Annotated in this window: 20 protein-coding genes; 4 read left to right on the plus strand and 16 right to left on the minus strand. The window is 66.5% G+C overall.

Features of this window, described 5'->3' with window-relative positions:
• From ACZYW1_RS06905 to mftA, 10 genes are all read right to left on the minus strand, one after another.
• Complete coding sequence (locus tag ACZYW1_RS06905) at positions 1-354, minus strand: nuclear transport factor 2 family protein (protein WP_463784359.1); 354 nt, start codon at positions 352-354, stop codon at positions 1-3.
• Positions 351-1,943 (minus strand): carboxylesterase/lipase family protein, encoded by a 1,593-nt coding sequence (locus ACZYW1_RS06910; protein WP_463787724.1) that lies wholly within the window; start codon positions 1,941-1,943, stop codon positions 351-353. The genes ACZYW1_RS06905 and ACZYW1_RS06910 overlap by 4 nt, the downstream gene beginning before the upstream one ends.
• Before the next feature lie 225 nt (positions 1,944-2,168).
• Positions 2,169-2,828 carry a TetR/AcrR family transcriptional regulator gene (locus ACZYW1_RS06915; RefSeq protein ID WP_463784361.1) on the minus strand — a complete coding sequence of 220 codons (660 nt, stop codon included), beginning with the start codon at positions 2,826-2,828 and terminating at the stop codon, positions 2,169-2,171.
• A 66-nt stretch (positions 2,829-2,894) separates the two neighbouring features.
• On the minus strand, positions 2,895-4,340 hold the full coding sequence (gene mftG / locus ACZYW1_RS06920) for a mycofactocin dehydrogenase MftG (RefSeq protein WP_463787725.1): 1,446 nt from the start codon (positions 4,338-4,340) through the stop codon (positions 2,895-2,897).
• 3 nt (positions 4,341-4,343) lie between these two features.
• Complete coding sequence (mftF, locus tag ACZYW1_RS06925) at positions 4,344-5,756, minus strand: mycofactocin biosynthesis glycosyltransferase MftF (protein ID WP_463784363.1); 1,413 nt, start codon at positions 5,754-5,756, stop codon at positions 4,344-4,346.
• The gene (gene mftE / locus ACZYW1_RS06930) at positions 5,753-6,496 is read right to left on the minus strand and encodes a mycofactocin biosynthesis peptidyl-dipeptidase MftE (RefSeq protein WP_463784364.1); all 744 of its coding nucleotides are present in this window, start codon (positions 6,494-6,496) and stop codon (positions 5,753-5,755) included. Before mftE ends, mftF begins: the two co-directional genes overlap by 4 nt.
• Positions 6,497-6,625: 129 nt before the next feature.
• A complete protein-coding gene (mftD, locus tag ACZYW1_RS06935) occupies positions 6,626-7,804 on the minus strand; it encodes a pre-mycofactocin synthase MftD (RefSeq protein WP_463784367.1) in 1,179 nt (392 codons plus the stop codon).
• A 2-nt stretch (positions 7,805-7,806) separates the two neighbouring features.
• The gene (gene mftC / locus ACZYW1_RS06940) at positions 7,807-8,991 is read right to left on the minus strand and encodes a mycofactocin radical SAM maturase (protein ID WP_463784369.1); all 1,185 of its coding nucleotides are present in this window, start codon (positions 8,989-8,991) and stop codon (positions 7,807-7,809) included.
• Positions 8,988-9,254, minus strand: a complete 267-nt coding sequence (gene mftB, locus ACZYW1_RS06945; RefSeq protein ID WP_463787726.1) for a mycofactocin biosynthesis chaperone MftB — start codon at positions 9,252-9,254, stop codon at positions 8,988-8,990. Before mftB ends, mftC begins: the two co-directional genes overlap by 4 nt.
• A 101-nt stretch (positions 9,255-9,355) precedes the next feature.
• Positions 9,356-9,451 carry a mycofactocin precursor MftA gene (gene mftA, locus ACZYW1_RS06950; RefSeq protein ID WP_463784370.1) on the minus strand — a complete coding sequence of 32 codons (96 nt, stop codon included), beginning with the start codon at positions 9,449-9,451 and terminating at the stop codon, positions 9,356-9,358.
• A 103-nt stretch (positions 9,452-9,554) separates the two neighbouring features.
• Between mftA and mftR the strand changes: the two genes are divergently transcribed.
• Both mftR and ACZYW1_RS06960 read left to right on the plus strand, forming a co-directional pair.
• Entirely contained in the window at positions 9,555-10,154 is a 600-nt protein-coding gene (gene mftR / locus ACZYW1_RS06955; protein WP_463784372.1) for a mycofactocin system transcriptional regulator, read from the plus strand.
• A complete protein-coding gene (locus ACZYW1_RS06960; protein WP_463784373.1) occupies positions 10,151-11,209 on the plus strand; it encodes a DUF2332 domain-containing protein in 1,059 nt (352 codons plus the stop codon). The genes mftR and ACZYW1_RS06960 overlap by 4 nt, the downstream gene beginning before the upstream one ends.
• On the opposite strand, the gene ACZYW1_RS06965 is transcribed toward ACZYW1_RS06960, so the two are convergent.
• Together ACZYW1_RS06965 and ACZYW1_RS06970 are read right to left on the minus strand one after the other, a co-directional pair.
• The gene (locus ACZYW1_RS06965; RefSeq protein WP_463784374.1) at positions 11,192-12,376 is read right to left on the minus strand and encodes an NAD(P)/FAD-dependent oxidoreductase; all 1,185 of its coding nucleotides are present in this window, start codon (positions 12,374-12,376) and stop codon (positions 11,192-11,194) included. The genes ACZYW1_RS06960 and ACZYW1_RS06965 overlap by 18 nt on opposite strands.
• Before the next feature lie 37 nt (positions 12,377-12,413).
• Positions 12,414-12,866 carry an Lrp/AsnC family transcriptional regulator gene (locus ACZYW1_RS06970; RefSeq protein WP_293001126.1) on the minus strand — a complete coding sequence of 151 codons (453 nt, stop codon included), beginning with the start codon at positions 12,864-12,866 and terminating at the stop codon, positions 12,414-12,416.
• Between the two features lie 114 nt (positions 12,867-12,980).
• On the opposite strand from ACZYW1_RS06970, the gene ddaH reads away from it, so the two are divergent.
• Positions 12,981-13,826 carry a dimethylargininase gene (gene ddaH / locus ACZYW1_RS06975; protein WP_463784376.1) on the plus strand — a complete coding sequence of 282 codons (846 nt, stop codon included), beginning with the start codon at positions 12,981-12,983 and terminating at the stop codon, positions 13,824-13,826.
• Positions 13,799-15,061, plus strand: coding sequence for an ornithine--oxo-acid transaminase (gene rocD / locus ACZYW1_RS06980; RefSeq protein WP_463784377.1), 1,263 nt, complete (start codon positions 13,799-13,801; stop codon positions 15,059-15,061). Before ddaH ends, rocD begins: the two co-directional genes overlap by 28 nt.
• On the opposite strand, the gene ACZYW1_RS06985 is transcribed toward rocD, so the two are convergent.
• The 4 genes from ACZYW1_RS06985 to fusA all read right to left on the minus strand — a co-directional run bounded on the left by ACZYW1_RS06985 (position 15,058) and on the right by fusA (position 20,398).
• The gene (locus ACZYW1_RS06985) at positions 15,058-15,876 is read right to left on the minus strand and encodes a mycofactocin-coupled SDR family oxidoreductase (protein ID WP_463784379.1); all 819 of its coding nucleotides are present in this window, start codon (positions 15,874-15,876) and stop codon (positions 15,058-15,060) included. The two genes, rocD and ACZYW1_RS06985, sit on opposite strands and share 4 nt — an antisense overlap.
• A 136-nt stretch (positions 15,877-16,012) precedes the next feature.
• On the minus strand, positions 16,013-16,843 hold the full coding sequence (locus ACZYW1_RS06990) for an SHOCT domain-containing protein (RefSeq protein ID WP_463784381.1): 831 nt from the start codon (positions 16,841-16,843) through the stop codon (positions 16,013-16,015).
• 155 nt (positions 16,844-16,998) lie between these two features.
• The gene (gene tuf, locus ACZYW1_RS06995; protein WP_293001132.1) at positions 16,999-18,189 is read right to left on the minus strand and encodes an elongation factor Tu; all 1,191 of its coding nucleotides are present in this window, start codon (positions 18,187-18,189) and stop codon (positions 16,999-17,001) included.
• A 103-nt stretch (positions 18,190-18,292) separates the two neighbouring features.
• Positions 18,293-20,398: an elongation factor G gene (gene fusA / locus ACZYW1_RS07000; protein ID WP_463784383.1), complete on the minus strand. Its 2,106-nt coding sequence runs from the start codon at positions 20,396-20,398 to the stop codon at positions 18,293-18,295.
• Positions 20,399-20,434: the final 36 nt, after the last annotated feature.

Here is a 20,434-nt window from a genome sequence, read left to right on the forward strand (position 1 = left end):
TCAGGCCAGATAGGTCCCGTGGCCGCGGCGCACCAGCGCGCCGTCGAACTCGAGCACCTCGTTGACCAGACCGCCCTTCTGGTTGCGATAGTGGATCACGAGTGTCGACACGCCGCGGTACACGCCGACAACCTCGAAGTGCAGGTCGGGCACGGCTTCGATTGCAGTACACCAGTATTCGCGCAGCGCCGCTTTGCCCCGCACCACTCCCGCTGAGCCAGGGACTATTTGGGCCGCGATCGGTGATGTGAACACCACGTCGTCGTGAAAATGCGCGAGCACCGCGTCGACGTCGCGACGGTTCCACGCCGCGGCCCACTCTACGGCGAAACCGGCCGGCTCCAGACCGCTCATTGCGCGCCTTTGAGTGTCGCCCAGAACGGGCACTGGTGTTCGGCCTCGAAGTCGAGACTGACCTGACTTCCTCCGGGTCGCAATGACATCCAGACATTGTGTTCGGGAGTGCCGTCCTGGGCCGGCCAGTCGGGCAGGCCCGCCGCCTTCGGTGCGCCGTTGGTGACGAAGTGGCTCCAGTAGCTGATCATCTGATCGGACAGGATCTGCTGGCCACGATTCAGCGGCGGGGCCCCGCCCATGCTGAACAGGTACCTCAGTTCCAGCGAATGGCTGGAACCCACCGGGAACGGCGCGTGGCGCAGGAAATCGGGCGCGGGCGCGTGTGGATCGTCGAACTCATAGGCGTAGACCGGCGAATTGCGGCTCAGCGAGTCGGCCATTCTGTCTGCGACACAGGCGAATACGCCATCGGTTGCCGCCGCCGAGTAGGCCAGCGACAGGTCGCCGCCGTAGTGGTCGGCTGGATAGTGCGCCAGCACCGCGGCACCGTCGGCGCCGAAGATGTCACTGAGCGTGCGCGGATATTCGGCGGCGCTGACACCCCGGCGCAACCGATCCGCCCGCAAAGCGGCAAAGAGCGTGAACTCGTCGTGGTTGACGCCGAGCAACACCGGAACGTGAGCGGCGCGGTCGGCGGCGATGCTCGCGACCGGATTGTCCGGCAGCGCAGGCGTTCCGGTGACCGGGCCGGACAGCGCGTCGGAGTCTCCAAGGAAGGAGTACCAGGGCGGATGTTCGAGTCGGGTCGCCGGTAGGCCACGCAGGCACCGCGCGGTCGTGGCGGGATTGCGGCAACCCGCCGCGATGGCGTAGTTCACACTCTGCTTCTGCCCGAACTCCAGGTCGGTCTGCGCCTGACACGGCGCGCTCTGGATGATCGCCGCGCGGAACAACCCGGCCGACCCCGGCGCGACCAGGTGGTCGCAGACCGACATTCCGCCCGCGGATTCGCCGGCGATCGTCACCTTCTTCGGGTCGCCGCCGAATGCGGCGATGTTGTCGTGGACCCAGCGCAGCGCGGCCTGCTGGTCGGCCAGTCCGTAGTTGCCGACCGTTCCGGGCGCGCCGAGCGACGGGTGGGCCAAGAAACCCAGCGCGCCGAGGCGGTAGTTGAGCGTGACCACGATGATGTGGCCTTTGGCCGCCAGCCAGCGCGAGTGGTAGATGTCGCCGCTGCCGTTGACGAACCCGCCCCCGTGGATCCACACCATCACCGGACGCTTCTCGCCGTGCTGGGCACGCGGCGGCGTCCAGACGTTGAGGGTCAGGCAGTTCTCACTGGTCGGTTTGCCGACGCCCGGCTTGAGGCCGGTGTCTTGCATGCATTGCGGCCCGGCTTTGGTGGCATCCAGCATGCCCGGCCAGCGCGCCGCCGGCCGGGGCAATTGCCACCGCAGCGGGCCCACCGGCGGCGCCGCGTACGGAATGCTCTGGAACAGACGGTAATCCGGGGCGACCTCGCCGCGGATCGATCCGAGCGCGGTGCTCACCACCCCTCCGTCCAACGGGCCCGCGTAAGCCGGCTCCGCCTTCCGCGGCTTGACGACGGCATCCTGGCCGCACGCCACCGCGAGCAGGGCCGTCATCAGCACGACGGCCCACGCTCGTCGGCGACGCGGCGTTCGGATGGGCACGAAATAACAGCCTACGGATCACCGGAAACCGGCCATCGGCGATTCCGCGATCACGAAGTCACTGTGTGACACGTGTCCAAAAGTGCCGCTGCCGAGATCGGCCGCTGACCCGGGGCTGCCGAGGTGTCGAGGAGGCTGAAATCTATTGTGCCGAAACGTGTTTGTTGGGCATTGACCTCAAGCACCGGCACCGGGAGCATTCTCGAGCGCTTCGTGCTGCGCCCGCTGCACGTGCAGGAAGCCGTCTACAGCAGCCTGTGCGGCGTCACGGTAATCGAAGTCGGGCAGGGTGGACAGCCGACCCAGTACCGCCGGCCCGATCAACAGCGCGATCGCGCGGGTGCGGTCGATCTCGCCCAACTCCGCGGCGTCCGGGCTGTCGAAGATCGCGTCGAACGGGGCGGCGTACTGCTGGGCGATGCGCTCACGCAAAGTGCTGACCGCGGGACTGTCCGCGGTGCGACTGCGGTCCGATTCCGGCAACTGCTCGAGGTCACGGCCCAGCGACAGCCAACTCATCGCCATCACCATGCTCGGTCGATCGCCGATCGTCTGCGCGAAATCCGTGACCAGTGCGATCAGCCGATCACGCAGCGCGCCCTCAGCGGACGGCATCGGCGCCGGCGGGATCAGACCGCTGAAAGCCGCTGCCAGCAAGTCGTTTCCGCTCGGGAAGTGGCGGTAGAGGGTCGCACGGGCGACGTTCGCGCCGCGCGTCACCGCGTCGACGGTCACTGCACTCGGACCGCCGGCGCGAAGTAACGCGGTGGCAGCCTCCAGCAACCTGGCCCGGGAGCGAGCTGGGCGCGGATCGCTCTTCTCGGCGATGAGGACCACCTCCTTGTGTCCGACCTAGTCAAGGGTACGCAATAGAGCGCTGGTCTCGGTGCAGAGCTTGGCTGGTCAGCCGACGAACTGCGCCGCCCGGTGCCCCAGCATCGCGATGGTGGCGTGCGGGCCGCGGCTGGTGATCGAAGGCAATACCGACCCGTCGATCACCCACAGTCCGTCGATGCCGCGCACCCGACACTGGTGATCGACGACAGCCGACGGGTCGTCGGCACCGCCCATCGGGGCGGTACCGCACAGATGCTGCGAGGTCGACCACACCGGATCGCCGACTTCGGTTGTAGGACCGGCAATTTCGCGAGCCAGCTCGCAACCCGCCTGCAGTGCCGCGATGTCGGCCGGTTCGCTGTCGTATCGGTGTTCGATCATCGGCGGCACCAGCGGGTCAGCCGAGACCAGCGACACCCGGCCGCGGGACAGCGGGCGCATCAGCGCCACCCCGAGGTGTGGCCAGTCGGGATGGCCCGCGGTTCCGTCACCGACCATCGCCACGAAGCCGCCGGTGTACGGCCGGATCTCGATGTCGTCGGGCGTGCTCAGCACGACCTCGAGCACCGGTCGCCCGGTGGCGACGGTCCAGGTGGTCGGCAGCACCCATTCCGGGTGGTCGCTGCAGGCCATCCCGACCGGAGCCGGAGCCATTACGTCGACACCGACGGCGCGCAGCATCGCCTCGTCGCCGATGCCGGAAAGCATGAGTAGATGGGCGGATTCGATCGCACCGGCACACAGCACAATGCGATCGGCGGTCATGGTGATCGGCCCGCTCGGCCCGACGGCAAGGACGCCGGTGGCGCGTCCGCCCGAGATCCGCAGGCGCAACGCCCGGGTCTGCGTCAACAGCGAAAGGTTTGCCCGGTTGAGGGCGGGCAGCAGGAAAGCGGCGCCGGGCCCGATCCGCATGCCGTCGACGATGTTGAGCGGGACGGCGCCGATGCCGGAAGGCAATGCGTCGGCGTCCGGCACGTCGTTCAGGTCTGGCAGCCACGGCAGTCCGAATCGTTCGGCTGCATCAACGAAAAGCCTTGTACTGCCGATGATTTCATTGGTCCGGCGAACCAGGATCGGACCAGCGTCGCCGTGGGCGGGTCCGGTGAAGTCCAGATCGGTCTCGATCGCGCGAAAGTGTTCGGCCACGTCCGACCACGACCAACCCGGTATGCCGAAGCCGTCGAAGTCGCGTCGCAGACCGCGACAGAAGTAGCCGCCGTTGACGGCGCCCGAACCGCCGAGTGTCGCGCCCCGCACGATCGGCATCGGACGGACCGGCTGCTCGGTCAGTCTGGTCTGGTAGCGCTGGACCAGTGGGCTGGCCGCTCCGATCGGCAGCCGGAGCCCGTTGGACGTCTCCGCATGCAACGTCGGGTCAGCGAGACCGACGCCGGCCTCGAGAACCGTCACCAGGCGGTTCGGATCCGCTGAAAGCAGGCTCGCGACAACGGATCCAGCGCTTCCGGCGCCGATGATCAGCACATCGCTGTGCAGCGCTGCTGCGGTCAGGAGTCAGACTCGAATCTGTGGTTTGAGCGGACCGACATTGCGCTCGCGCAGCACGCCGTACCAGAGTCCGAGGCCGTAGGCCAGGTCGTCGAGCCGCTTGAGCACCAAGTACGTCAGCAGGCCGATCGGGCGGGCGTCGTCGTCCGCGGTCTGCCGGCGGCTGAGCCAGTCCACCACCCCGTCGACCACTGCCGCGACCAGCACCACCCGCCGGACCGGACGGAAGATGATCGCCGCGAGCAGCGCGACCGGCCAGTAGTGCCGGCAGATCGCCGAGGCCAGCTGCAGCGCCGCCGACCACAGGCTGCGGGCAGCGACGGTGACCACATCCCACATCTGAGTTTCGGTGCCCTGCATGCTCTTCGCCACCCGGCGACCGGTGAGCCCGGCAACGAACAGCGAGGCGAGGTAGCCGAAGCTCGAACCGACGGCCATCAGGATCCATGCCGTCAGCGCCCAGCCGGAGATCATCAGCGGTGCGATCTTGTCCGGGTGACGGACCGACAGCGGAGCTGCCGAACCGCCGTAGAACGCCTTGCGCGTGAGCCAATCGCGCAGTTCGGTCCGGTGATCGTGTGCCACCTGGGCAATCGGCTCGTATCGCAGGCGGGCACCAGCTTCCACCAAACGCCAGCACAGATCGACGTCTTCACCGGATCGCAGTGTCTCGTCGAATCCCTTGATATCGCGCAAAGCCGAAGTGCGACAAATGATTGCGGCGCTCGGTACGTACGACACCGTGGTGTAGGGAATCACCGGGGCTTCCCGCTGCCCGAGGTCCAGCGACGAGCGCACCGACTCGTATCGAGCAACCAGATGATCGGTCTGCGCGAGACCCACGATCCTCGGGGCCACCAGCGCCACGGTCGGGTCGCAGAAATGCCCGAGCAGTGCCTCCAGCCAGCCGCGGCGCGGGACGACATCGGAGTCCAGAAAGGCGACATAGTCCGTCTTGCAGGCGGACAGGCCGGTGTTGCGCGCCGCGGCCGGGCCCGTGCTCTGCGCGTGCCGCAGAATCTCGACCTCGGGATGCGCCCCGGCGAAATCCTCGCTCCGGACCGGTGTCGAGGATCCGTCGTCGACGATGACGATGCGTAGTCCGCGCAGCGCAGTGACCAGTCTGCGTAGCCCACATGCGTTGTCCCGCACCGGAATAACGACCGTCACGTCGCGATGCGACGGGCCGCCTGCGGGTCGCGGATGCGCGACGGTCGCGTCCAGTAGCGTTCTGGCCAGCTCCGCGCTCACCGCATCGCTGACTTTGAGCCGGCCGTCGGCGAGCATGTCCTGCGCGGCGGGCGCCAACCGCAGGATCCGGGTCGGCGATCCACCCAGCAGCGCCGACCCCTGGCCGAGCACCCGGACCCGACGGTCGACCTGCACAGCAAACCCGTCCGGCAACCGCGTAGGTGTCATGCGAGCATCCCGTCGGCTGCCGGCGTCCAGCGCAGTACGCGGCGCAGGCAGTCGTCGATCATCTCGGTCAGCATCCGTTCGCCGTCGACCGCGGTGGCGGTGGTCGGGTCACCCAGCACTCCGACGTCGCTGACTGCGGCGACTCCCCCGCTGCGCATCGACGGCAGCAGCTCGGCCAGCGGCGCGCTGTTACCTGCGCGCCACCGGTCGGTCCGGACATCGGTCGGCGAAATATGCAGCAATACTGAAGTTTCAGCGTGTCCGGCGTGCGCGTCGCCGCCGGCCACCGCGCAGGGACACCACGCGGCGTCGCGCCCTTCGCGACGCAGTTGCGCGACGGCCCCGCCCAGCGCGGCGATATTGCCGCCGTGGCCGTTGACGAAGACCAGGCGCTGCGCCCAGCAGGTCGCCGACCTGCCGTACTCCACCAGCAGCGTGGTCAGGGCTTCGGTGCCGATGGAGATGGTGCCGGGGAAGCTCTGGTGCTCACCGCTGGCGCCGTAGGCGATCGGCGGAGCCGCCAACCACGACAGGTCCGGGTGGTTGGACAAGCCGGACGTGACCCCTCCGGTGACGGCGGTCGCGATCCTGGTGTCGGTGTCCAGTGGCAGGTGCGGCCCGTGCTGCTCGGTGGAGCCAACTGGTATTGCCAGCCCTATCGGCAAGCTTCGCAGTTGGCTCGACGTAGAGCCCCCGAGATCGGGCTGGACTACCACTTGGTGATGGTAAGACGAATTCACCTGCAGTGCATCGGTTGTTGGCGCTATCGAAAAAGTTTTTCCCGAGGCGCGTTCACTAAAACCGGTCACCGACGCCCCGTCAGCCACGTGAGTACCAACATACCCGCTGGTCTCGCGTCCGGGGAGCGACTAGTCGGCGCCGAGCGTCCGGGTGAAGCCGTCCGGCACCAGTACGTCGTCCCGATTCAGGTCATGCACCGATGCTCGTCCGAGCCCCATCAATCCCGAGTCGATGCCACTCCGCAGGATGTCGAGGACGTTCTCGACGCCGGGCTGCCCGGCGGCCGCCAGACCCCAGAGGTAGGCGCGTCCGATCATGACGGCACGGGCACCCAGCGCCAGCGCCTTGACGACGTCACTGCCGCGCCGGATGCCGCCGTCCAGCAAAACTTCGACCTGGTCGCCGACGGCGTCGGCAACGGCCGGAAGCGCGCGAATGGACGCCGGCGTGCCGTCCAGGTTGTTGCCGCCGTGATTCGACACCGAGATTGCCGAAACACCGGCATCCACAGCTCTTTTCGCGTCGTCGAGGCGCATCACACCCTTGAGCATGAACGGGCCGCCCCATAATTCGCGCAGCCACGCGATATCGGCCCACGTCGGCGGCGGCGTTGTCATCCATTCCCCGTAGGCAGCGAAGAACGGCGGACCGGTCTCGCCGCGGCCGGCCAGGTTGGGTACCCGCAGGTCCGGGGGCCGCAGCGTCTTGCCGAACCTCCACAACCAGCCGGGGCGGGTGATCACCTCCGGCGACATCCGCAGCATGGTGCGCAGGTTCATCTGCTCGGGAATCTTCGGGCTGCCCCAGTCCCGGCCGTGCGAGAACGACCAGTCGGTGGTGACGATCAGCCCAACCGCGCCGGCCTGCCGGGCCCGTTCCACGCGCTGTGCGATCACGTCGCGGCCGCCGGACCAGTAGACCTGGAAGAACACCTTCGGGTTGGCGGCGATCACTTCCTCGACCGGCTTGCTGGCGAAGGACGACAATCCCATCGCCGTCCCCCGCGCGGCGGCGGCACGTGCCACCGCCACCTCACCGTCCGGGTCGACCGCCTGAACGCCGGTCGGCGAAATCAACACCGGCAGCGAAATCTCTTGTCCCATAACCGTTGTCGACAGGTCACGCTTCTCGAGCGCGCCGACGACATGCGGGGCGAATCCCAGCTCGCCGAACGCCTCGACGTTGTCGGCAACGGTCAGCCCTTTCTCGCTGGCGGCCACCAGGGCCGAGTACGACGATTTGGGCAGCCGCTTCTTCGCGCGTTGCTGTGCGATGGCGACGGTCTCGAACCAGACGTCACGGGCCACGGCTAGACCGGGCTCTCGTTACATGTTTTTCGCGGTGCCGTCCGCGATGGCATGGTCAGCGTCAGCGGTACGGGTCCGCTCTTGCGCTGACCGCGGGAGTGATCGCCGGACGGCCTCGGCTTGTCGCGGTCTTGTGCCAGCGCCGGCGTGCCGTAGCCCTGGACGCACTCCGGGTCTGGCCCGTCGAGCGGCAGACCGGTGAAGAACTTGGCCGCCATGCAACCGCCGCGGCAACTGTCGTAGTGCCCGCAACTGCCACAGGCACCTGCGGACTGCGGCTCGCGCAGCTCGTTGAACAGCGGGGCGTCTTTCCAGACTTTGTCAAAACCGCCGTCCGACAACACGTTTCCAGCGAGGAAGCGGTCGTGGATTGCGAACGGGCAGGCGTAGACGTCACCGACCGGGTCGATCAGGCACACCACCCGACCGGCGCCGCACATGTTCAGCCCGGCCAGCGCGCCCGGCTCACCCAGGCCGGACAGGTGGAAGAACGAGTCGCCGGTGAGCACCCGCTCGCCCTTGGCGACCAGCCAGTCGTACAGCTGCACCTGCTGGTCGGCTGTGGGGTGCAGGTCGTCCCAGACGTCGGCGCCCCGACCCGACGGACGCAGCCGGGTGATCCGCAGTGTCGCACCGTAACGGCTTGCCAGCGAGGCGAATTCGTCGAGCTGGTCGACGTTGTGGCGGGTCACCACCACCGAGATCTTGGCGTCGGAGAAGCCGGCGGCGGCCAGGTTCTCCAAGGCGCGGACGGCCATCGCAAACGATCCGGCCCCGCGAACGGCGTCGTTGACTTCGGCGGTCGCGCCGTCCAGCGAGATCTGGACGTCGACGTAGTCACTGGCGGCGAGGCGGGCCGCGACCTCAGGGGTGATCCGCACGCCGTTGGTGGAGAACTTGACCCCGACGTGGTGGGCGGTCGCGTAGTCGACCAGCTCCCAGAAGTCCGGTCGCACAGTCGGTTCCCCGCCGCCGATGTTGACGTAGAACACCTGCATGCGTTCCAGCTCGTCGATGATGTCCTTGCACTGCCGGGTGGACAACTCACGCGGATCGCGCTTGCCAGACGACGACAGGCAGTGCACGCACGCCAGGTTGCACGCGTAGGTCAGCTCCCAGGTCAAGCAGATGGGCGCGTCGAGGCCGTGTTCGAACTGCTCGATCAGCCGTGGAACCGTTGAGGTCATGGGCGCTGCTCCTTCTCCGCCGGGACCAGCATCTGGGAGCCGGCCAGCACGCCGAGCGCATGCACATACGGACCCTGCTGGGAATCCTCGACGCCGGCCGCACGAAGCGCGGCCCGGACGTCGGGATGATCGGCCAACGATTGCACCACCGTCAGGATGGTGCGGTTCTTCAGAAACGACAGTTTGCGAGTTCCGAAGTGGTACAACAACGCTCCGAAAAATTCGGGGCGCACGGCGACCTGCGGGTGCAGTCGCCACGGCACGTCGAGATCGAACTCGGTCGGCCCGCCCGCCGGCGATGCGGGCCGGGTGACGGTCCGCTGCGAGGACGGGCCATCCAGCCCCGTGGTGGGGGCACTCACGGTCAGTAGACCCCGCACATCCCGTCGATGGACACCTCTTCGACCAGGGTTTCGGTGACGAGCTCGGTGGTCGTGTCGGTCTGCTGGTTCGGCTCCATGACGTTGCCTTTCGTTCGGAAAAGGGCTCGACAAGTCGTGTCGATGTGGTCAGAATCACGGACAGAATATGGCATCGAGTGCCGGAATGGAAGGCTGGGGTTGATGGCGCAGCAGCAGCCGCGGGTTGGCCGCCGCCGGTCCACCACCCCGCAACACATCTCCGATGTCGCGATCAGGCTGTTCGCCGATCGCGGATTCGCGGAGGTCAGTGTCGACGACGTCGCACGCGCAGCCGGCATCGCCCGCCGGAGCGTTTTCCGGTATTACGCATCGAAAAACGCGCTTCCGTGGGGCGACTTCGACGCTCACCTCCAACACTTCAGCGAACTGCTCAGCGGGGTCGATCCGCGACTACCGCTGGACGACGCGCTGCGGGCAGCGCTGCTGTCGTTCAACACATTCGACGAATCCGAGACCGCCCGGCACCGCCAGCGGATGCGGGTGATCCTGCAAACTGCTGAGCTGCAAGCGTATTCGATGACGATGTACGCCGGATGGCGAGAGGTGATCGCCGGTTTCATCGCGCACCGGACCGGCGCCAAGACCTCCGACCTAAGACCGCAGACCGTCGCCTGGATGATGCTCGGCGTGGCCCTGAGCGCCTACGAGCATTGGCTGGATGACGAATCGGTCTCGTTACCGCAAGCTTTGGGCGATGCCTTTGACGTGGTGCGCGCCGGGCTGAAGGATCTACAGACATGAGCCGACTACTGCAGACCATCGTGGTGCAGGGTCAGGTGTGCGCCGGCATGGGGTCGGCGATGTACGGCGAACTCCTGCCACGGGTGGCCGACGATGTCGAAGCCGACGGGGTGTTCGCTGAGATCTTCGCGGGCCACGAAAACGACTCTGGCCGCATGGCTTTGCCGCTGCGACTGCTCGGCGGGTTGCACCGGTTGGCGCTCGACGGGCGCGCCCCCGCGTTACGCCGCTGGTATCCCAGCGCCGGCGGAGTATGGAACGCCGAGTCGGCATGGCCCGATGTCGTGCAGGCCGCGGCCGCGCACTCCGAGTACCTGCGCGCCGCGCTCGACCAGCCGCCGCAGACCAACGAGGTCGGCCGGTCGGCCGCGCTGATCGGTGGTCTGCTGATGCTGGCCGACCGATTCAAGGCTCCGGTGAGGCTTTTCGAAATCGGCTGTAGCGCCGGACTCAACCTACGCGCCGACCACTATCGCTATCGCCATCCCAGTGGCGAGTGGGGTCCGACCGAATCACCGGTGACCATCGACGACGCATGGCGCGGACAAGTTCCACCCGCTGCCGACCTGAACATCGTCGAGCGTCACGGCTATGACATCGCGCCGCTGGATGCCACCGGCGCCGACGGTGAAATGACGCTGCTGAGCTATGTCTGGCCCGACCAGCAGGCCCGGCTGGACCGGCTGCGCGGCGCGATCGAGATCGCCCGTCGGGTGCCGGCGAAGTTGCATCGCCGCAACGCGACCGAAGCCGTGGCCGGCCTCGCGCTGGCCAACGGCGCCCTCACGGTGTTGTGGCATTCGATTATGTGGCAATACCTTTCGCTGCCCGAGCAGTCGACCATCTCGACCGAGGTCGAGGCGATAGGGTCGCGCGCAACACCCGAGGCGCCGTTCGCCCATCTGCGGCTGGAGCCGCACCGGCGGACTCCTGACGCCGATATCGAGTTCGTGGTGCAGGCCCGCTGCTGGCCTGGCGGGGACGACCGACTGCTGGCTGCGTGTTCGCCGCACGGGCCGCCGGTCGTCTGGGAGGGACTAACCCAGGACTTCTGAAATCGGCACCGCGGCGGCGATTTTGGCCCGTGCCTTCATCACCTTGCCGGGCATGCCACCGCCGACGACCCCGGCCACCGCACCGTCCCGCTCGTAATAGGCGAGAAACTTGCGGCCGTCGTCCTCGACGATGTGCACGGTGTCGGTGGCGACAGGCTCGCCCAGGCACTGGATCTTGACGTCGTACTGGTCGCTCCAGAAGTACGGGACGACGACGGTGGTCGGTGCATCCTTGCCGAGCATGGCGGGCACCACGGACCGGGCCTGGTCGGCGACGTTGCTCCAATGTTCCACGCGCACTTGGTGTCCCTTGGCGTCGCGCCAGGACGCGACGTCGCCGAGAGCCCACACGTTGGGCGCACTGGTCCGGCCGGCCGCGTCGCAGATGACGCCGTTGTCGACCTCGATGCCGCTGCCGTCGAGCCAGTCGGTGGCCGGTCGCGAACCGATGCCCACCACGACCAGATCCGCGTTGAACTCGGTGCCGTCGGTCAATTCCACGGTCTCGACGTGCGTGTCGCCGCGTACGTCCGCCACCCCCACACCGGTCCGCACGTCGACGCCCTCATTGCGGTGCAGCCGGGCCACCAGGCCGCCGATCTGCTCACCGAGAACCGCGGCCAGCGGCGCGGGCTGTGGCTCGATCAGCACCACGTCGACGCCGAGGCCGCGCAGGCTGGCCGCCACTTCGCAGCCGATGAACCCGGCTCCCACCACGACGGCCCGGTGCGCTTCGGCGGCGTGCTTGCGCAGCGCCAGACTCTCGTCGAAAGACCGCAGCACCCGGATGCCGTCCAACTCGGGGAAGGCCGGAATGCGCCTGGGCACCAAGCCCGTCGCGATCACGAGTTCGTCATAGCTCAGCGTGGCTCCGTCATCGAGCGTGACGGTCTGCGCCTCGGTGTCGATGCCGGTGGCCGCCGACCCCAGTCGCAGGGTGATGTTCTGCTCGTCGTAGAACTCGCGCGGCTTGAGGGTGACGTCGTCGACTTCGCTGCGCAGTACCTCTTTGGACAGCGGGGGCCGGTCGTACGGGAGGTGCACCTCGTCGCTGACGATGGTGATCGGCCCGCCGAACTCCGAGCGGCGCAGTTGCTCGGCGGTCCGGATCGCGGCGAGTCCTCCGCCGACGATCAGAATTCCGTTGTCGCCAGAGCTAGTAGTCATTCGGAGTTCATACACGATTACAGCGACCGACGGTTGCTCACCCCTGCGCGCGCGAACGATCGATCAGGTTGGACAACACCACGATGCTTTCGCTGCGCTCGATGTCAGCACTGGTGCGAATCCGCTCGAGGGCGTCCTCCAAATGCTGCATGTCGCGCGCCAGCACCCGCAAAATGGCATCGGCGGTACCGGTTACCGTTGCGGCGCTGACGACTTCGGGGATGTCGGCCCACGCCCGCCGAAGCTCGTCCGGCGAAATCCGGCCGTGACAGAAGACCTGAACATAAGCCTCGGTGTTCCAGCCGATCGCGTTGCGGTCGACCACCGTGGTGAACGCCCGGATCACCCCGCTGTCGAGCATCCGGTCGACACGCCGTTTGACCGCCGGCGCCGACAACCGCACCCGCTCACCGATCTCCGCGAACGTCGCGCGGGCGTGCTGGCCGAGCTCGGCCAGAATCTGCTCGTCGATGCCGTCCAGTCGGTCCATCGGAACCTCCACTCACAACAGACCTCTAAAATAGGTCGTTTGGCGCAATAAAGTCAGTATAAGCAAGCAAGATTCGTCGATACATTGTGCCCGATGCTGCTCTACCGTTAATTTATGACTATCTTCGCGGAGTCCGAGGCGGCTGCCGGCCCCGACACCCGGCGAGCCGGCGTTCGGCATTATGTGATGACGCCGCCGCGGTTTTTCGCGGTCGACTACGCGATCAATCCCTGGATGGACACCAGCACGCCGGTCGACGCGGACGCCGCCGTCGATCAGTGGCAACACCTGCACGACGTCTATCTGGGCCTGGGCCACCAGGTGGACGTGGTCGAGCCGGTGCCCGGCCTGCCCGACATGGTGTACGCCGCCAACGGCGGGTTGATCATCGGCGGCACCGCGGTGGTTGCGCGCTTCAAACACGTTGAACGTCAACAGGAGTCGGTGGCATACGGTGAATGGCTGCAGTCGCGGGGTTTCGAACCGGTGTACGCCCGGCAGGTCAACGAGGGCCAGGGCGATCTGTTGCCGGTCGGTGACATCATCCTGGCCGGATACGGCTTCCGAACCAGTCTGCGGGCCCACAGCGAGGTCGCCGGTATCTTCGGGCGCCGGGTGATCAGCCTCGAACTGGTGGATCCGCGCTTCTATCACCTCGACACCGCGCTGACTGTGCTCGACAATAGGACCATCGCCTACTATCCCCCGGCCTTCACCTATGTCTCCCGAGCGCATCTGGAGACGCTGTTCCCTGACGCGATAGCGGTGGACAGCGCCGATGCCTACGCGTTCGGGCTCAACGCGGTCTCCGATGGTCGCCACGTCGTGCTCCCGGCCGCCGCCACCGGGTTCGCCGATCAGCTCAGCGACGCCGGATTCGAGCCGATCGGCGTCGACATGCCCGAGCTGTTGAAGGGCGGCGGCTCGGTCAAATGCTGCACGCTGGAGGTGTATTCGTGACCCTGGGCACCCTTGTCGGTGACGGCGCGCTGACCGAAGCGGCGATCGCGATCGACGAGCGTTACGCCGCGCACAACTACTCGCCGCTGCCGGTGGTCGCCGCCAGTGCGCAGGGGTGCTGGATCACCGACGTCGAGGGCCGCCAGTATCTGGATTGCCTGTCGGCTTACTCGGCGGTGAATTTCGGGCACCGGAACCCGGAGATCACCGCGACAGCGCATGCCCAGCTCGACACCGTGACACTGGTCAGCCGCGCCTTCCACGCCGAGGCGCTCGGCACGTTCTGCGCGGCACTGGCGACCTTGTGCGCCAAGGACATGGTGTTGCCGATGAACAGCGGTGCCGAAGCGGTCGAGAGCGCGCTCAAGGTGGCGCGCAAATGGGGCACCGACGTCAAGGGCGTTCCAGCCGGCCAGGCCAATATTGTGGTCGCCGACAACAACTTTCACGGCCGGACCATCAGCATCGTCAGCTTCTCTTCGGACCCGACGGCGCGGGGCGGCTTCGGGCCCTTCACACCGGGTTTCCGATCGGTGCCCTTCGGCGATGCCTCCGCGCTGGCCGAGGTGATCGACGAGCACACCGTCGCCGTGCTGCTGGAGCCGATTCAGGGCGAGGCCGGTGTGGTCGTTCCGCCCGAGCACTACCTACCGGCGGTGCGTGAAATCTGCACTGACCGGAATGTTCTCATGATGGCCGACGAGATCCAGTCGGGTCTGGCTCGCACCGGCCGCACCTTCGCCTGCGACCACTGGGATGTGGTGCCCGACATCTATCTGCTCGGCAAAGCACTGGGCGGCGGCGTGGTACCGCTGTCCGCAGTGGTGGCCGGCCGCGACGTTCTCGGTGTGCTGCATCCCGGTGAGCACGGCTCGACGTTCGGGGGCAACCCATTTGCGGCCGCGATCGGCCACACCGTGGTGTCGATGCTGGCCCGCGGCGAGTTTCAGGAGCGTTCGGCCCGGCTGGGGGAACACCTGCACGGCCGGCTGCGGGAGCTGATCGGCCACGGCGTGCTCGCGGTGCGCGGGCGGGGACTGTGGGCTGGTGTCGACCTCGACCCGGCGCTCGGAAGTGGCAAGCAGCTCAGCCTGCGCCTGGCCGACCGCGGGGTGCTGGTCAAGGACACGCATGGTTCGACGCTGCGGATCGCTCCACCACTGGTGGTCACCGAAACCGAAATCGATTGGGCCATCGACCGATTGGCCGAGGTGCTGTCGGAGACGGCGGGCTAGTACTTCAGCACGCCCTTGTCGACCGGGATCTGCGCTCCGGTCAGTGTGCCTGATCCATCGCTGACCAGCCACGCCACCACGTCGGACACTTCGGCGGCTCCCATGAACCCGTTGGGCTGCAGCGGCATCGGGCCGAAACTGTGGATGAAGTGGGGGTGTTTGGCGAACACCTGCATCATCAGGTCGGGTTCGATCATCGGGGTCTCGACCGAGTAAGGGTGAATGGAGTTGACCCGGATGTTGTACTCGCCCAACTCGATTGCCAGGGTGTTGGTCAGCCCGGTCAGTCCGTGCTTGGAGGCAGCGTAGTGGCCGTTGCCGGGGGTGGCCTTCAGACCGGCCGACGAACTGACCACGACGATGGCTCCGCCGTTGCCGGCCTCGATCATCGCGGGTACCACCGCGCGCACGGTCTGGAATGTGCCGGTCAGATTCACGCCGATGACGCTGTCCCACTGCTCATCGGTGAGTTCCCACACCCGTCCCCAGCTGAGCACGCCGGCGTTGGCAACCAGGATGTCGAGGCGGCCGAACTGTTCGACACCGTCGGCGACCAACTGGCGGAGCGCCGCGTCGTCACGAATGTCGACCTGACGGGCCAGGATCTTGCGGCCCTCGGCCTCGACGGCGCGAACCGTCTCCGCCAGATCCGCCGCGGTGGCCGGGGGGTAGCTGATGCTGTCGGACACCGGCGCGCAGATGTCCGAGGCGATGATGTCCGCGCCCTCGCGCGCCAACCGGATCGCATGGGCGCGACCCTGGCCGCGCGCCGCGCCGGTGATGAACGCCACCCGCCCCTGCAATGCTCCGGACACGCCTGCCCCTTTCGCCGATTGTCGATCAGGCTAACAGCGAAACTGAAACGTGTTCTAATCGGCTGGTCCTGCCTCCCGGCTAACGATGCCGAGCACGACTGTGAGACGGAACGGGTGGTGCGGGACAGCCCACTGCTCAGAGGTCGGCGATGATCTTCTGCCGGGCCGCGGCGTACTCCGCATCCGAGATGGCGCCGCTGGTGTGCAGTTTCTGCAGCTCCTCGAGGCGGTCCGACACGCCCCCGCCTACCGATGAGGGCTGCTCCTGCGGCGCTTCGCCGGCTCGCCGGACCACCGCCAGCACCTGCTGGCGCACGGCGGGAAAGTTGCGGATGTCCACGGTGCCGGCCAGCGGCAGGTTGTGGGCCTTGTAGATCTGCATGATCTCCATCAGCGGACCCGCCTGACCGCTCAGGTCGTAGGTCTTGTTGTCCTCGCTGACGGTGATCTGCGCGGGCACCACGCCCGCTATCAATGCGCTTGCCTGCCAGTCGATCTCGTACTCGCGCGTGGTCGGGTCGACGAGGGCGACGAGCTTGCGCGCCGTGACGATCGCCTGCTTGGAGAAGTCGACGGTGACCCGCTTCTGGTCGTTGAAATCGACCCCCGGGCCGGTGATACGCAGATCCAACTTGATCACCGGGTGGTCGTTGATCCGCATACCGGTCTCCGCCAGGCCCTGAATCTGCGCGGTGGCAAGCACGCCGGTCTGCTGCAGCGCGGCCATTTTTGCGGACGCCTGGGCCCCGCGGTTGGCCAGCCAGAGCGCGACCAGTACGTCGACGACGGTGATGAAAAGCCCGGCCCACAGCAACCACGACGTGCTCTGCTCGACGATCGAGTCCGCCTCGCTACCGAACGACCCCAACAGCTTGGGCAGAGCAAAGTAGGTGATCAGAAAAATCGGGCCGACCAGACCGCCGCAGACCAGGACGATGAGTTGGGCTTTGAGGTACCGAGCTAACATTGGCGCTCCCGCTGGTCGGCGACCGATGACGCCGGTCAGCGTATCGCCACGGGTTTGGAAATGGGTTGGTCCGCACCGAACCCGTGGCCAACACACCGGAAAAGCGCAACGGCGCCCACCCCCGAAGGGATGAGCGCCGTCGGCGTTGAAGCGAACTACTTGAGGATCTTGGTGACCCGGCCGGCGCCGACGGTACGGCCACCTTCACGGATCGCGAACCGCAGGCCGTCGTCCATGGCGACAGGCTGGATCAGCTTCACCGAGATCTCGGTGTTGTCACCGGGCATCACCATTTCGGTGCCCTCCGGCAACGTCACAACACCGGTCACGTCGGTGGTGCGGAAGTAGAACTGCGGACGGTAGTTGTTGAAGAACGGCGTGTGCCGGCCACCCTCGTCCTTGGACAGGATGTAGACGCTGCCCTCGAAGTCGGTGTGCGGCGTGGTGGTGCCGGGCTTGATCACAACCTGACCGCGCTCGACGTCCTCACGCTTGATACCACGCAGCAGCAGCCCGACGTTGTCGCCGGCCTGGCCTTGGTCGAGGAGCTTGCGGAACATCTCGACACCGGTGACGGTGGTCTTGGCGCTGGTCGTCTTGATGCCGACGATCTCGACCTCTTCGTTGACGTTGATCACGCCACGCTCGACACGGCCGGTCACCACGGTCCCACGACCGGTGATGGTGAACACGTCCTCGACGGGCATCAGGAACGGCAGGTCGGTCTCGCGGACCGGGTCCGGGATCGACTCGTCGACCGCGTCCATCAGCTTCTCGACTGACTCGACCCACTTCGGGTCGCCCTCGAGGGCCTTGAGCGCCGATACCTGGATGACCGGTGCGTCCTCGTCGAACTCCTGGGCGGCCAGCAGCTCACGAACCTCGAGCTCGACGAGCTCCAGCAGCTCCTCGTCGTCGACCATGTCGGCCTTGTTCAGCGCGACCAGGATGTAGGGCACACCGACCTGGCGGGCCAGCAGCACGTGCTCGCGGGTCTGCGGCATCGGGCCGTCGGTAGCGGCAACCACCAGGATCGCGCCGTCCATCTGGGCGGCACCGGTGATCATGTTCTTGATGTAGTCAGCGTGACCGGGGGCGTCGACGTGCGCGTAGTGACGCTTCTCGGTCTGGTACTCCACGTGGGAGATGTTGATCGTGATACCGCGCTGACGCTCTTCGGGCGCGTTGTCGATCTGATCGAACGCACGCGACTCGTTGAGTGCGGGGTACTTGTCATGCAGAACTTTGGTGATAGCCGCGGTCAACGTGGTCTTGCCGTGGTCAACGTGACCGATGGTCCCGATGTTGACGTGCGGCTTCGTCCGCTCGAACTTCGCCTTCGCCACTTCTGTGTCCTCCTGGACTTGTTGGTGCTTGTTAAAGCAGTGTTGTTATTTCCGTTGTGCCGCGGTTGTGACCGGGCAAGATTACTCCGTTGGCCGGGTCAGCTCACTCGCCGGTCGCCTTGGCGATGATTTCCTTCGACACGTTCGCCGGAACTTCGGCGTAGGAGTCGAACACCATGGAGTAGTTCGCCCGGCCCTGTGTCTTCGACCGCAGGTCGCCGACGTAGCCGAACATCTCCGACAGCGGCACGTGGGCTTTGACCACGCGCGCTCCGCTGCGTTCCTCCATGGCCTGGATCTGGCCACGGCGGGAGTTCAGGTCGCCGATCACGTCACCCATGTAGTCCTCGGGTGTTGTGACCTCGACGGCCATGATGGGTTCCAGGATGACCGGCTGTGCTTGCGCCGCAGCCTTTTTCATCACCTGTGAACCGGCGATCTTGAACGCCATCTCGGACGAGTCGACGTCGTGGTAGGCACCGTCGAGCAGCGTCAGCTTGACGTTGACCAGCGGGTAGCCGGCCAGGACGCCGTACTGCATCGCGTCCTGGGCGCCGGCGTCGACCGACGGAATGTACTCCCGTGGGATGCGGCCACCGGTGACCTTGTTCTCGAACTCGTAGGTCGCGCCGTCCTCACCGCTGAACGGTTCGAGGCTGACGAGGACCTTGGCGAACTGACCCGAGCCACCGGTCTGCTTCTTGTGGGTGAACTCGACCTTGTCGACCGTGCGCTTGATGGTCTCCTTGTAGGCCACCTGCGGCTTGCCGACGTTGGCTTCGACCTTGAACTCGCGGCGCATCCGGTCGACCAGGATGTCCAGGTGCAGCTCGCCCATACCGCCGATGACGGTCTGGCCGGTCTCGTTGTCCTGGTGCACCTTGAAGGTCGGGTCCTCCTCGGCGAGCTTCTGGATGGAAAGGCTCAGCTTCTCCTGGTCGCTCTTGGTCTTCGGCTCGATCGCAACCTCGATGACCGGGTCCGGGAAGGTCATCGACTCCAACACGATCTGATTGTTGGGGTCGCAGAGGGTGTCGCCGGTGGTGGTGTCCTTGAGGCCGATCACCGCGTAGATGTGACCCGCCGAAGCGGTCTCCACCGGGTTCTCCTTGTTGGAGTGCATCTGGAACAGCTTGCCCAGCCGCTCCTTCTTGCCCTTGGTGGCGTTGATGACCTGGCTGCCGGAGTCGACCTTGCCCGAGTACACCCGGACATAGGTCAGCTTGCCGAAGAACGGGTGGGTGGCCACCTTGAACGCCAGCGCGGAGAACGGCTCGTCGGTCGACGGGTTGCGGGTGATCAACTCGTCTTCCTTGCCGGGGACGTGGCCCTCGGCAGGCGGCACGTCCAGCGGCGACGGCAGGTAGTCGATGACCGCGTCCAGCATCGGCTGCACGCCCTTGTTCTTGAACGCGCTACCGCACAGCACGAGGTAGGCCTCGGAGCTGATGGTGAGCTGGCGCAGGGCGCCCTTGATCTCGTCGATCGTCAGCGCCTCGCCGCCGAAGTGCTTCTCCAGCAACGTTTCGTCGGTCTCGGCGACGGCCTCGAGCAGCTTCTCGCGGTACTCGTCGGCCTTGTCCTGCAGTTCGGCCGGGATGTCGATGGTCTCGTAGGTCTCGCCGAGCTTCGTCTCGCCCCGCCATACCTTGGCCTTCATCTCGACCAGGTCGATGATGCCCTCGAAGTCGCCCTCGGAACCCACCGGCAGCTGGATCGGGATGACGTTGGCGCCGAGTCGGTCTTCCATCGTCTTCACCGAGAAGTAGAAGTCGGCGCCGATCTTGTCCATCTTGTTGACGAAACAGATCCGCGGGACGTCGTACTTGTCGGCCTGCCGCCAGACCTGCTCGGACTGCGGCTCGACACCTTCTTTGCCGTCGAACACGGCCACGGCGCCGTCCAGCACGCGCAGGCTGCGCTCCACCTCGACGGTGAAGTCGACGTGGCCGGGGGTGTCGATGATGTTGATCTGGTTGTCGTTCCAGAAGCAGGTGGTCGCCGCGGAGGTGATGGTGATCCCGCGCTCCTGCTCCTGCTCCATCCAGTCCATCGTGGCGGCGCCGTCGTGGACTTCACCGATCTTGTAGCTGATGCCGGTGTAGTAGAGGATGCGCTCCGTCGTCGTCGTCTTACCGGCGTCGATGTGCGCCATGATTCCGATGTTGCGGACCTTGGTGAGGTCGGTCAGCACGTCCTTCTGTGCCACGGAAGTCTTCCCACTCTTTCGATTGCTTGGTTATTT

The sequence above is a fragment of the Mycobacterium sp. IDUB_36 genome (assembly GCF_055419225.1).